The organism is Methylobacterium sp. WL19 (genome assembly GCF_008040005.1).
Taxonomy (GTDB): domain Bacteria; phylum Pseudomonadota; class Alphaproteobacteria; order Rhizobiales; family Beijerinckiaceae; genus Methylobacterium; species Methylobacterium bullatum.
This window is the reverse complement of the sequence record NZ_VRVC01000018.1, coordinates 16,617-29,166: the sequence shown is the minus strand read 5'-3', so window position 1 is coordinate 29,166 and position 12,550 is coordinate 16,617. Positions and strand designations below refer to the sequence as shown.

At 68.1% G+C, this 12,550-nt stretch carries 13 protein-coding genes; 8 read left to right on the top strand and 5 right to left on the bottom strand.

Annotation, left to right across the window (positions count from 1 at the left end; all coding sequences use genetic code 11):
- Positions 1 to 129 precede the first annotated feature (129 nt).
- Positions 130 to 1,206, top strand: coding sequence for a 3,4-dihydroxy-2-butanone-4-phosphate synthase (gene ribB, locus FV220_RS05860; RefSeq protein ID WP_018044426.1), 1,077 nt, complete (start codon positions 130 to 132; stop codon positions 1,204 to 1,206).
- A 7-nt stretch (positions 1,207 to 1,213) separates the two neighbouring features.
- Here ribB and FV220_RS05855 read toward each other — a convergent pair whose 3' ends face one another.
- The gene (locus FV220_RS05855; RefSeq protein ID WP_026176034.1) at positions 1,214 to 2,143 is read right to left on the bottom strand and encodes a histone deacetylase family protein; all 930 of its coding nucleotides are present in this window, start codon (positions 2,141 to 2,143) and stop codon (positions 1,214 to 1,216) included.
- Between the two features lie 190 nt (positions 2,144 to 2,333).
- On the opposite strand from FV220_RS05855, the gene FV220_RS05850 reads away from it, so the two are divergent.
- The 4 genes from FV220_RS05850 (at position 2,334) to FV220_RS05835 (ending at position 6,484) form a co-directional block, all read left to right on the top strand.
- Positions 2,334 to 3,017 (top strand): L,D-transpeptidase, encoded by a 684-nt coding sequence (locus FV220_RS05850; protein WP_056146459.1) that lies wholly within the window; start codon positions 2,334 to 2,336, stop codon positions 3,015 to 3,017.
- Positions 3,018 to 3,221: 204 nt separating this feature from the next.
- Positions 3,222 to 3,674 carry a hypothetical protein gene (locus FV220_RS05845; RefSeq protein ID WP_018044423.1) on the top strand — a complete coding sequence of 151 codons (453 nt, stop codon included), beginning with the start codon at positions 3,222 to 3,224 and terminating at the stop codon, positions 3,672 to 3,674.
- A gap of 250 nt (positions 3,675 to 3,924) precedes the next feature.
- A complete protein-coding gene (locus tag FV220_RS05840) occupies positions 3,925 to 5,928 on the top strand; it encodes an acetyl/propionyl/methylcrotonyl-CoA carboxylase subunit alpha (protein ID WP_018044422.1) in 2,004 nt (667 codons plus the stop codon).
- 124 nt (positions 5,929 to 6,052) lie between these two features.
- Positions 6,053 to 6,484 (top strand): gamma-glutamylcyclotransferase, encoded by a 432-nt coding sequence (locus FV220_RS05835; protein ID WP_026176033.1) that lies wholly within the window; start codon positions 6,053 to 6,055, stop codon positions 6,482 to 6,484.
- An 87-nt stretch (positions 6,485 to 6,571) separates the two neighbouring features.
- Here the strand turns inward: FV220_RS05835 and FV220_RS05830 are convergent, their stop codons facing one another.
- On the bottom strand, positions 6,572 to 7,663 hold the full coding sequence (locus tag FV220_RS05830; RefSeq protein WP_147830132.1) for a DUF4272 domain-containing protein: 1,092 nt from the start codon (positions 7,661 to 7,663) through the stop codon (positions 6,572 to 6,574).
- A 295-nt stretch (positions 7,664 to 7,958) separates the two neighbouring features.
- Between FV220_RS05830 and FV220_RS05825 the strand changes: the two genes are divergently transcribed.
- The 3 genes from FV220_RS05825 to FV220_RS05815 all read left to right on the top strand — a co-directional run bounded on the left by FV220_RS05825 (position 7,959) and on the right by FV220_RS05815 (position 9,429).
- Complete coding sequence (locus tag FV220_RS05825) at positions 7,959 to 8,240, top strand: acylphosphatase (protein WP_147830150.1); 282 nt, start codon at positions 7,959 to 7,961, stop codon at positions 8,238 to 8,240.
- Positions 8,241 to 8,398: 158 nt separating this feature from the next.
- Complete coding sequence (locus tag FV220_RS05820) at positions 8,399 to 9,136, top strand: DUF599 domain-containing protein (RefSeq protein ID WP_147830130.1); 738 nt, start codon at positions 8,399 to 8,401, stop codon at positions 9,134 to 9,136.
- A complete protein-coding gene (locus tag FV220_RS05815) occupies positions 9,133 to 9,429 on the top strand; it encodes a DUF3253 domain-containing protein (protein ID WP_018044417.1) in 297 nt (98 codons plus the stop codon). The genes FV220_RS05820 and FV220_RS05815 overlap by 4 nt, the downstream gene beginning before the upstream one ends.
- Positions 9,430 to 9,449: 20 nt before the next feature.
- On the opposite strand, the gene FV220_RS05810 is transcribed toward FV220_RS05815, so the two are convergent.
- Genes FV220_RS05810 through epmA form a run of 3 tightly spaced genes read right to left on the bottom strand, consistent with a single transcriptional unit; the run spans position 9,450 to position 12,467 of the window.
- Entirely contained in the window at positions 9,450 to 10,262 is an 813-nt protein-coding gene (locus FV220_RS05810) for a YdcF family protein (RefSeq protein ID WP_018044416.1), read from the bottom strand.
- A 49-nt stretch (positions 10,263 to 10,311) separates the two neighbouring features.
- A complete protein-coding gene (locus FV220_RS05805) occupies positions 10,312 to 11,397 on the bottom strand; it encodes a lysine-2,3-aminomutase-like protein (RefSeq protein ID WP_147830129.1) in 1,086 nt (361 codons plus the stop codon).
- Positions 11,394 to 12,467 (bottom strand): EF-P lysine aminoacylase EpmA, encoded by a 1,074-nt coding sequence (gene epmA, locus FV220_RS05800; protein ID WP_147830127.1) that lies wholly within the window; start codon positions 12,465 to 12,467, stop codon positions 11,394 to 11,396. Before epmA ends, FV220_RS05805 begins: the two co-directional genes overlap by 4 nt.
- Positions 12,468 to 12,550: the final 83 nt, after the last annotated feature.

Here is a 12,550-nt window from a genome sequence, read left to right as displayed (position 1 = left end):
CTCCCCCCTTGTGGGGAGGGGCGGGGGTGGTGCCGGATATGGTGTGATCTTTCCGCCCCCACCCCCACCTCCGGCTCCTCCCCGCAAGGGGGAGGAGAGACCCGCGATACGACGACGAAGAGATATCCCGTGCCCCATACCCACGTCACGCAGGCCATCGAGGCCTATGCCCGCGGCGAGATCGTCGTCGTCACCGATGACGACGATCGCGAGAACGAGGGCGACCTCGTCGTCGCGGCCTCGCTCTGCACGCCGGAGAAGATGGCTTTCATCGTCCGCAACACCTGCGGCATCGTCTGCGCGCCTCTCACCCGCGCCGAAGCACGGCGTCTGCGGCTCGACCCGATGGTGGCTTCCAACGATGCGCCGCTCGGCACCGCCTTCACGGTGACGGTGGATGTGAAGCATGGGCTGACCACCGGCATCTCGGCCGAGCAGCGCTGCAACACGGTTCGGGCGCTCGCCAACGGCAATATGGGTGAGTCCGATTTCGTCCGCCCCGGCCACGTCTTCCCGCTCATCGCCAAGGATGGCGGCGTTCTCATGCGCTCCGGCCACACGGAAGCGGCGGTGGACCTGTGCAAGCTCGCCGGGCTGCCGCCCGTGGGCGTGATCTGCGAACTGGCCAACGATGACGGCACGGTGATGAAGGGGCCGCAGATCACGGCCTTTTCGGAACTGCACGGCCTCAAGCGCGTCTCGGTGGCCGACCTCATCGCCTACCGCCAGGCGCGCGAGAAGCTGGTGGAGCGGGTCGGGACCTTCCCGGTGAAGTCGGAATTCGGCGAGCTCACCGGCTTCGCCTACACGACCCCGTTCGAGACGGTTCAGCAATTCGCCTTCGTCCAGGGCGATATCGGCGACGGACGCGACGTGCTCGTCCGCCTGCATCGCTCCAACGTGGTGGCCGACGTGATCGGCGGGGGCAAGTCGATCGACTGCGTCCTGCGCCGTTTCGCCAAGGAAGGACGCGGCGTCCTCGTCTACCTGCGCGACGGCACCGCCGGCGTGCCGCTCTCGTCCTATGCGGAGGAGGGGGCGGAGGCCCAGCGTGTGCGGCAATGGCGCGAGGTCGGACTCGGCGCCCAGATCCTGCGCGACCTCGGCATCGTCTCGATCCGCAACCTCTCGACCTCGTCCCGCTCCTATGTCGGCCTGTCGGGCTTCGGCATCGAACTGCTGGGCGAGGTGCCGCTGGACGGGTGAGGCATCCTCACCGTCCCATCAGCGCATCCATATGGGCGGTGACCGAACGGGCGAGACCGTCCAGGCTGTAGCCGCCCTCCAGCACGGAAACGATTCGGCCGCCGGCATGCTTATCGGCGATCTCCATGAGCTTCCGGGTGGCCCAGCCGAAATCCGCCTCGTCGAGTTCGACGCTGGCCAGCGGATCGAGGCGGTGGGCGTCGAAGCCAGCAGAAATCACGATCAGGTCGGGGGCGAAGGCGGAGAGGCGGGAGAGAACCCCCTTCTCGAACTTCTCGCGGAAGATTGCGCTGTCGTCGCCGGCCCGTAACGGCACGTTGACGATGGTGTCGTGGGTGCCACGCTCGCCCACCGCGCCCGTGCCGGGAAACAGCGGCATCTCGTGGGTCGAGGCGTACATCACCGCCGCATCGTCCCAGAAGATGTCCTGCGAGCCGTTGCCGTGATGGACGTCCCAATCCACCAGCGCCACGCGGCTGGCTCCGTGGCGTTCCCTGGCGTGGCGGACGGCGATGGCGGCGGAGTTGAACAGGCAGAAGCCCATCGCCTGCATACGCTCGGCATGGTGGCCCGGCGGCCGCATGGCGACGAAGGCGTTCGAACAGGCCCCGCTCATCACCGCGTCCACGGCATGGACGGCGCCGCCGACGCCGCGCAGGGCCGCGTCGAGGGTGCCGGGGGACATCAGCGTATCCGAATCGATCTGGATATAGCCGGATCGCGGGGAGGCCGCGATGATCGCCTCCACATAGGGAACGGGATGGGCCAGGGCGACGGTTTCCGTCTCGGCGCGGGGCGCCGATTCGCGCAGCAGACCGGAGAACCGCTCCTTCTCCAGGGCGGCCTCCACGGCGCGGATCCGGTCCGATCGTTCCGGGTGCCCCTCGGGCATCTGGTGATCCAGCGCGGCGGGGTGGCTTACGTACAGGGTCGTCACGCTCATCCCTCCGAACGATCCCGGTCGTTCCACCCGACCCGACTGTGCTTTTCGCACAACATACGATGCAAATGCGCCACGGTTCAGGGTAGCGAGATTACGCGCCGATCAGTCTGCGAGTTAGATGGCGACATAATCCATCAACCACATTCTTCGAAGCCCTTTGGCTTCGAGACAGGCTCACTCTCACATGTCGCCCACGACCCGGTCGCCCATTCTCTCCCATTACGGCGTCCTGCGCCGCTCGCTCGGCGCCGCGACGATCCTGTCCGCCCTCGCACTCGGCGCCTGCAACACGCAGACGGCGACCACCCCGCTCAGCCCGCCCACCGCGCATACGGCCCTGGCCCAGCCCGCCGCCCTCACCGGTGAGGCCCGCGACAAGGAATGGCTGAAACAGGCGCCGCAAGGCAATGTCGATCCCAAGATCGCCCGCACCACCGTCGACTACAAGACGAACGAGCCCCCCGGCACCGTCATCGTCGTGACGAAGGAGCGCCGGCTCTATTACGTTCTGCCGGACGGCAAGGCGATGCGCTATCCCGTGGCCGTGGGCCATGCGGGCATGGCCTGGGCCGGTACCGCCAATGTCGACCGCAAGGGCGAGTGGCCGGATTGGAACCCGCCGCCCGAGATGATCGCCCGCCGCCCGGAACTGCCCAAGCGCCTCGAGGGCGGTCCCACCAGCCCGATCGGAGCCCGCGCGCTCTATCTCGCCGAGGGCAAGAAGGACACGCTGTTCCGCATCCACGGCACCAACGAGCCGGAGAAGATCGGCCAGGCGGTGTCGTCCGGCTGCATCCGCATGCTCAACGCGGACGTGGTCGATCTCTACGAGCGCGTTCCGATCGGCGCCAAGGTGGTGGTCCGCTGAGGCGAAACTGGACCCAGGCTCCGTCGCCGAGGCGGCGGAGCCTGGGTCCAATGATACGATTCGGAAAGGCTCATTCGTGAGCAGGCTTTAACCTGAACGTTGATTCAGATTTGGCCGTTAACTTCTTGAACGGGTGCCTCCTGCATAGTCATCGACATGCAGAAACACAGACCGGCGCAAATAAAGCCGGGGAGGCACCAACCAATGATCAACCATTCGCTTCAGCTTTTCTGTAACCGTGTCGTCGCCGCCGGCCGCATCAGCGCCGCGGACGTCGTGATCCTCGGCCGCGACATCCTCCCGGACGGCATCTCGCATGCAGACGAGGCCGACATGCTCATCGCCCTCGACCGGGCCGTGCCGCAGAGCGACGCCTCCTATGCCGACCTGGTCAGCGCCGCAGTGGTGAATTTCGCCGTCTGGGGCGAGCGCCCGACCGGCTACGTCGATATCGAGATCGCCCGCTGGCTCGTCGGCTCCCTGCGCAGCGATGCCGGCCCGACCCCGCTCGCTGCCCGCATCGCCTTCGAGATCGTGCGTGAAGCCGAGACCAGCCACGAGATCCTCGTGGCCTTCGCCATCGGCAGCGCACACCGTCGCGTCCATGCGGAGGATTCCGCCTCGGCCCCCGTCGCAGAACTGCTCGAAGCCGCCTGAGCTCGGGCTGTCAGAACTTGTCTGCGGGCCGACGACGCGCTCTCTCGGGCCAAGGAGAACGGGCGCAACCGCTGCGCGGCGGTGTGGTCGCCATCCCCCCGTGATTTTGAATACACACGCGCCCCGGCGCAGCGCATGAACAATCCTTCATTGGCCCAGCTTTGCGAAGCCGCACAACTGCTTTAACGGGAACGAGCTTGAGCGCGACGGCGCTCGTGACCTTTCCTGCTTCACCAGAGTGCCTGGACCGATGTTCGAGAAAATCCTGATTGCGAACCGCGGCGAGATTGCGTGCCGCATCATCAAGACCGCGCGCAGGATGGGCATCAAGACGGTCGCCGTCTATTCCGATGCCGACAGGGACGCCGTACACGTGGCGATGGCCGACGAGGCGGTCCATATCGGCCCCGCTCCGGCCGCACAGTCCTACCTGATCATCGACAAGATCATTGAGGCCTGCAAGCAGACCGGCGCCCAGGCGGTCCACCCCGGCTATGGCTTCCTGTCCGAGCGCGAGGCGTTCCCGCGCGCGCTGGCCGAGGCCGGCATCGTCTTCATCGGCCCCAATCCCGGCGCCATCGCCGCCATGGGCGACAAGATCGAGTCGAAAAAGGCCGCGTCGGCCGCCAACGTCTCCACCGTGCCGGGCTTCCTCGGCGTCATCGAGAGTCCTGAACACGCCGTCACCATCGCCGACGAGATCGGCTATCCGGTGATGATCAAGGCCTCCGCCGGCGGTGGCGGCAAGGGCATGCGCATCGCCTATTCCTCCGACGAGGTCGCGGAGGGCTTCGCCCGCGCCAAGTCCGAGGCCGCGTCCTCGTTCGGCGACGACCGCGTGTTCGTGGAGAAGTTCATCACCGACCCGCGCCACATCGAGATCCAGGTGATCGGCGACAAGCACGGCAACGTCATCTATCTCGGCGAGCGCGAATGCTCGATCCAGCGCCGCAACCAGAAAGTCATCGAGGAGGCGCCGTCGCCGCTCCTCGACGAGGCGACCCGGAAGAAGATGGGCGAGCAGGCCGTGGCTTTGGCCAAGGCCGTCTCCTACGATTCAGCCGGTACCGTCGAGTTCGTCGCCGGCCAGGACAAGTCGTTCTACTTCCTCGAGATGAACACCCGTCTTCAGGTCGAGCATCCGGTCACCGAGATGATCACCGGCCTCGATCTCGTGGAGATGATGATCCGCTCGGCCTATGGCGAGGCGCTGCCGCTGACGCAGGATCAGGTGAAGCTCAACGGCTGGGCCGTGGAGAGCCGCGTCTATGCCGAGGACCCGACCCGCAACTTCCTGCCCTCCATCGGCCGCCTGACCACCTACCGGCCGCCGGAAGAGGGGCCGTTCGGCTCGGCAATCGTGCGCAACGATACCGGCGTGGAGGAGGGCGGCGAGATCGCGATCCACTACGATCCGATGATCGCCAAGCTGGTGACCTGGGCGCCGACCCGCGCCGAGGCGATCGAATCGCAGGGCGAGGCGCTGGATTCCTTCGCCATCGACGGCATCCGCCACAACATTCCGTTCCTGTCGGCCCTGATGGCGCATCCGCGTTGGCGCTCGGGCAACATCTCCACCGGCTTCATCGCCGAGGAATTTCCGGAGGGTTTCTCGGCGCCGGAGCCGACGGGCGAGATCGCCCAGCGCATGGCCGCCGCCGCTGCCGCGATCGACCACAAGCTCAACACCCGCAAGCGCGGCATCTCGGGCCAGATGCGCGATCCGGCCCTGCTCCATTTCGAGCGCGACCGCGTCGTGATCCTCGCCGGTCAATCCTACCCGGTGACGGTGGACGATCTCGGCGACCAGATCGTCGTCACGGCCGAGGACGGCAAGACCTGGACGGTGGAGAGCGACTGGCGTCCGGGCGAGCCGGTCTGGTCGGGAGAGATCGACGGCACCCGCGTGGCCATCCAGGTCCGCGGCCTCCTCAACGGCGTGGCGCTCCAGCACGGCGGCGCGGCGGCCGAGGCTCGGGTCTTCACCCGGCGCGAGGCGGAGCTCGCCGCCCTGATGCCGGTCAAGGAGAATGCCGGCTCCGGCAAGCAGGTGCTCTGCCCGATGCCCGGTCTGGTGAAGGCCATCCTGGTCAAGGAAGGCCAGGAAGTGAAGAACGGCGAACCCCTCGCCATCGTCGAGGCGATGAAGATGGAGAACGTCCTGCGCGCCGAGCGTGACGGCACGATCTCCAAGATCGCCGCGAAGGAAGGCGACAGCCTGGCGGTCGACGCGGTCATCATCGAATTCGCCTGAAGGCCACTTCCTCCGGACCGGCGGGGTGGGCATCGTCTCACCCAGCCGGTCCGTGCGCTTCACCGTTCCGGGACAGGGGACCGGAGGCGGGGCGCTCGACAACACCCACCCGGTCACCCAGCCCATGCCCCTCTATTTTTCCTACGGCGCCAACATGGATGCCGCCGCCATGGCGGCGCGCTGCCCCGGCTCGACCTCCCTCGGCACGGCACGGCTGAACCGGCACCGCTTCATCATCATGCGGGAGGGCTACGCCTCGGTGGTTCGGGCCCCCGCATCCACCGTCTGGGGCGTCCTCTGGGATCTGGCGCTGGCCGATGTGCCGGCCCTCGACCGCTACGAGGGTGTCGCCGGGCGGCTCTATACCAAAGCCTATCAGCCGGTGACGACCTCGACCGGGGTGAAACGCGCTCTGATCTATCTCGGATGCAGTGCCGTTCCGGGAGCTCCGAGACCCGATTATCTTCAGCCGGTCCTGGCCGCCGCCGAAGCCGCCTCGCTACCGCCCGCCTATATCGCGGAGATGCGCCGCTGGCTGCGGGCGCCGCGCGGCTGAGGAGAATCCATACCAAGCCTCTGCGGCGGCAGACGATCCGGCCGTCGCGAAGCAGATGGCCCCGCACCCGCGCGCCGGCGCCTACCACTACGTCGGGGTGTCGATGTCGTCCCAAGCGGTCTCGTGCCCGTTCTGGAACCGGGTGAGCCAGTTCAGGGCGACGTGGCGTTCCGCGACGACGTCGCCATTGAGGCTCTCGAGGCGGAGGTCCTTCTGCCGGGCCTGCCGCACGATCCAATGCTCCCGCCACACTCGGTCGAGGGCGTCGAGAATCTCTCCGGACGGGCGAAGACGCAATTCCCCCGAAGCGCTTCCGTCGCTGGCGAGAGCCGCGACGGACCGCCAGAGGGCGTCGACATCGATCAGCCGATCGCTTTCGGCGATCCGGGCGGCATCGATGCCCAAAGCCCAGAACAGGGTGTTGGCGGCCTCGTAGCGCCACGTCATGGCGAAGGCGTCCTCAGCCGCGACGGCTCGGACCTGACCCGTCTCGCGGGGCGTCAGGGCATCGAGGCCCACCGGATTGCAGGCCGGCTGCCCCGCCGCGATCGGCTCGCCGCCGGTCGCGTGCGCCTGGCCGTGGGCGGCGACATACAGCAGCGCGAGGGCACGCCGGAGCACGTCTCCCGGGCGTCGCAGGACGAGTTCGGCCTCCCCGATGGCGGGCGGCATGGCGGCCGGTGGTTTCGGCTCCATCTCTTGCAGGCGGTCGAGGGTCCGCGCGCGGCGCGCGACGGCGTCGGGCGGATAGGGCAGGACGGCAGCCGGGTCGGATTCACCCTCGGCCGAGATGACGACTTTCATGTCGGGCGCTCGCACGGACCCGTCCGGGAGGAACAGGACCGCATTGGCGGCGTTCGCCCAGGCTTCCACGTCGTCGAGATCAACGGTCACCACCTCGACACTCACGTGGTTTCGAACGCGTTGCAGATGACGCCAGAGATGGTAGCGAGACGCCGTCATCTGGCCGTCTCCGCGTCCCATCACGTAGCCGATGAACCCTTCGAGATGCGGCGCGAGTTCGGGATCGGACAGATCGCGCCGTCCGAACAATTCATGCGGAAAATCGAGCGGCGGCAGGTCGCGGACGGTGGCATAGGCATTGACGATGAGCGTCTCGACCGGGGCTGCCTCGGACCGCTCCCGGCTTCGCCCGAACAGTCGCCTGAGAATGTCCATCGTCGCTCCTTATCGACACTTCGCGCGTGTCCCGACCGCGCCGGAGGGGGCCGGGACCTTCGCGTCGCCGCGATCGCCCCATGACGGCGGCCGGATATCTCGCGTCCATCTTCGACTCAAGCGCCCACCGCGATGCCGTCGATGGCGGACCCGGCAGGACGTGCTTGCCTGATGTCCCGCACCCATCATGTTCGGACGAAAGTCATCGCAACACCATTTGCTTGTTGAGTCGAGCCGAGTTTCCAGCCACGAGATCGCCCCGGTTCGGGCGCGCGAACCTGAGAGGAGCGTTTCCCTGGATACGATCAGAACCGTCGACGTGGTGATCAGCGGCCGGGTGCAGGGCGTCGGCTACCGGTACTGGACCTCACGCGAAGCGGAACGTCGCGGCCTGAACGGGCATGTCCGCAACCGCGCGGATGGCGGTGTGAAAGCCAGGTTCAGCGGAGCGTCCGAGGCGGTCGCCGCCATGCTCGATGCCTGCCGGCTGGGGCCCGCAGGCGCCGCCGTGTCCTCGGTCGAGGCGATCGATGCGGCCGATCCGCCCGATGCGGGATTTCGCATCCTGCGAGACTGATCTCCCTCCGCCGTCGTCCATGACAGCGGGTTACTCCGATCCGTCACCGTCAGAGATTCGTTTCCCACGGATCGGGCCGATGCCCTATGGTCCGCGCCGCAGGCGGACAGGTGAGACCGGGTTCCGGTCGGCCACAAGCCGGGAAGCGATCAGAGCCCATGCAGCACCCGTTCACCCTCGCGGATTTCTCGCCGCTCGACATCGCCGGCCTCCTCTACTTCGTCACCGCCTGGGCCGGCTACGGCATAGCCGTTGCGCGGATGCGCGGGCGGCGCACGAGTCTGAGCCAGATCATGAACCGCCAGCGGGAGGAATGGTCGCGCCAGCTCACCGTCCGCGACAACCGCGTGGTCGACACCACGATCAACGCCTCCCTCCAGAACGGGACGGCCTTCTTCGCCTCGACCTCCCTCATCGCGCTCGGCGGCGTGCTGACCCTGTCCCGCTCCGGCGACGACGTGCTCACCCTGTTCGGCGCGCTGCCCTTCGGCGCCATCGCCACCCGCGTCACCTGGGAGGTCAAAGTGGCGGGCCTCGCCATGGTCTTCGTCTACGCGTTCTTCAAATTCGCCTGGGCCTACCGCCTGTTCAATTACGGCGCGATCCTCATCGGGGCGGTGCCTCCCAAGGGCACTGGCGCCCCGAAAGCCGACATGGACCGCGCCGCCCGCCGGGCCGCCGCCATGAACATCGCCGCCGGCAGCCATTTCGCGAAGGGGCAGCGCGCGTTCCTCTTCGCGCTGGCCTATCTCGGCTGGTTCGTGAATGCCTGGTTCCTGATGATCGCCACCACGGCCGTCATCTGTGTCATGTGGCGCCGGCAATTCACCTCCGACATCCGCGCCATCCTCCTCAACGAGGACGACGAGGCCACCCTGCAGGACACCGAGTCATGAGCACAGAGCGCAAATCCGTGAGCGAGGAGGAGATCGGCGAATCGATCCTCCGCCTCGTCGCCGAGCGAGGCGAAGGCAAGACCGTCTGCCCCTCGGAAGTCGCGCGTCATCTCGGCGGGCCGCATCCGGACGCCTGGAGCCCGCTGATGCAGCCGGTTCGCCGCATGGCCGTGCGCCTCACCAAGGAAGGCCGCATCGCCATCCTGCGCAAGGGCAAGCCCGTGGCCGACCCGGACGACTTTCGCGGGATCTACCGCCTCGGAATGCCCGCCCCGGACACCGGGGAAGCCTGAGCCGCGCCGCCGCGAAGGGGTCAGTCGGACTTCGCCTGCGGCGCCGGCAGCAGCGCGTCGGTGTAGCCGGCGAGCCGGTAGACGATCAGCCCGATCCATTCCTTGACCACGAGGTCGAGGACCAGCAGCCCATCGGAGGCGAAGCTCTTCGGCTTCCACGCGTCGCTCCATCCCACCGTGCGGTAATCGACCGGATAGGCCGTCACGTCGAAACCGGCCTGGCGGAAGCAGCCGATGGCGCGCGGCATGTGCCAGGCGGAGGTGACGAGCAGCCAGCGTTCACCCGTCACCGGCTTGACCAGATCGGCCGAGAAGCGCGCGTTCTCGTGGGTGTTGCGCGAGCGGTCTTCCAGGATCAGGCGCGTGCGCGGCAGCCCGAGCGTATCGGCGAAGCGGCTGACGATCGCGGCCTCGGACGTCCCGTCGTTGCCGAGCAATCCGCTCCCCCCGGAGAAGAGGAGCCGCGCCTGCGGGTAGAGGCGGGCGAGATCCGCGAAGGCGATCTGGCGCTCGCCGGCATCGTTCACCGAGAGCTGGCCGCGCGCCAGCGTCGTCTGGGTCTCCACCGCGCCACCCAGCACGATCACGCCCGTGATCGGTGCACCGTCCTCCGCGAAGCGTGGGAACCGGTTTTCGAGGGGCAGGGCGATCCAGGCGGAGAGAGGCAGGAGACCGCCGAGGAAGAGCCCGGCGAAGCCGAGGAGGGCCAGCCCGCGCCCGAGGCGCGGCGTCCAGCCGCCGAACATCAGGACGCAGCCGAGAAGCCCGATCAGGATGAAGAAGTTCGACGGCGTGATCACGAAATAGATCAGTTTCGAGAGCGGAAAGAACATGTCTGGACCCTGAAGCCTCGTATCTGCCGGACGATTCCGCGTGTGTGGGTCAGTCCCGATCCGGTCCGTCCGCATCCGGCGGGTAGGGATGCTCCTGCCCCTGCGGGTCGGTGACCCGCCAGCCGGATTCGTCGGCCCCGAGATAGGACGGCCCCACCGGCACCTTGCCGTGGCCGCCGGGAATATCGAGGACGTAGAGCGGCTGGGCGAGGCCGGACAGGCGCCCGCGCAGGCGCCCCATGAGATCGCGCCCCGCCGCCAATCCGGTGCGCAGGTGGCTGGTGCCCGGAGCGAGATCACCGTGATGGAGGTAGTAGGGCTTCACCCGGTTCTCGACGAATCTCCGCATCAGGCTCGCGAGGGTCTCCGGGTCGTCGTTGACCCCGGCGAGGAGCACCGTCTGGCTCACCATCGGGATGCCGGCATCGACGAGACGGGCGATGGCGGCTGTCGCGGCCGGCGTGAATTCGCGCGGATGATTGGCGTGGAGCGCGACGTAGACCGCGCCGCCGAAGCGCTTCAGGGCAACGACGAGATCGTCGTCCACGCGGGCGGGCTCGACCACCGGCACGCGGGTATGGATGCGCAGGACCTTGACGTGCGGAATGACGGCGAGGGCCTCGGCGATCTGCCCGAGCCGGCGGGCCGAGAGGGCGAAGGGGTCGCCGCCGGTGAGGATCACCTCCCAGATGTCGGGCCGGTCGGCGATATAGGCGAAAGCGGCGGCGAGTTCGTCCTCGCTCAGGGTGCCGAGCCCATCCGGCCCCACCATCTCGCGGCGGAAGCAGAAGCGGCAATAGACCGGGCAGACATGCAGCGGCTTCAGCAGCACCCGGTCGGGATAGCGATGGACGAGGCCCGGAAGCGGCGAATGCGCGGCATCGCCGATCGGGTCCGAATCCTCCTCCGGACGTGTCGCCAGTTCCTCCGCGCGGGGCAGGAACTGGCGGGCGATGGGGTCGGCGGAATCGGTGGGGTCGATGAGTTCGGCCATGTCGGGCGTCACCGAGACAGCGTATCGCGCCGCCACGGCTTCGAGCGCGGGAAGATCGGAGGCCGCGACGAGCCCGGCTTCGACGAGTTGCGCGGGGTTGCGGAGGGAGCGGGGAAGGGAATGGGGAAGCGGCCTGTTCACGCGTTGCAATCCATCGCCGCCGGCGTCTCCGCGACCGGCGTCCAGATCACGTCGTCGATGCGCGGCGCGCCGACCGCGAGCATGACCAGCCTGTCGAGGCCCAGCGCGATGCCGCTCGCTTCCGGCATGATGGCGAGAGCCGAGAGGAAATCCTCGTCGATCGGGTAGGTCTCACCGTAGATCCGCGCCTTCTCCGCCATCTCGATCTCGAACCGGCGCCGCTGCTCGTGCGGGTCGGTGAGCTCGCCGAAGGCGTTGGCAAGCTCGACGCCGCAGGCGTAGACCTCGAACCGCTCCGCCACGCGGGGATCGCGGGCGCTGGGACGGGCCAGGGCCGCCTCGCTCACGGGATATTCGTAGAGCAGGGTCGGCCGCCCGTCGCCGAGCTTCGGCTCGATCAGGGCGACGAGGACGCGGCAGAACAGGTCGGCCCAGGAATCGTCGGCCGCCACCCGCAGGCCGCAGGCAGCCACCGCTGCGGCGAGGCCGTCCCTGTCCGTGCCGCCGCCGGGCTCGATCGTCGCCAGGAGGTCGATGCCGGCATGGCGCTCGAACGCCTCGGCGAGGGTGAGGCGCTCGAAATCCGCGAAGGGATCGGATTCCCGGCCGCGAAAGCGGAAGGAGCGTGCCTTCGCCTCGTCGGCCGCCAGTGCCAGGATGTCGGCGCAGTCGCGCATCAACACCTCGTAGTCCTCGCCGGCCCGGTACCATTCGAGCATGGTGAATTCCGGATGGTGCAGGGGACCGCGCTCGCGGTTGCGGAACACCCGCGCCAGACTGAACAGCCGCGTCTCACCCGCCGCCAGCAGCTTCTTGCAGGCGAATTCCGGTGACGTGTGGAGATAGAGCGGGGAGGCGGCGCCATCATGGCCGATGGCCGAGGTGGCGAAGGCCGAGAGATGGGCCTCGTTGCCCGGCGAGACCTGGAGGGCGGCGGCTTCGACCTCGACGAAGTCGCGGGCCGCGAAATGCCGGCGCAGGGCCGCGACGATGCGGTTTCGCGCGAGGAGAGCCGGGCGGCGGTCGGCATGGCGGTGCGGTGCCCACCAGGGCGAGGGAGAACCGGTCACGCCCGCGCGTCCCGTAGCCGGCACGCCAAATGCGCATGCCGGCGCCGTGCTGCTGGCAACAGGCCGCCGGATAGGGTAGTGGC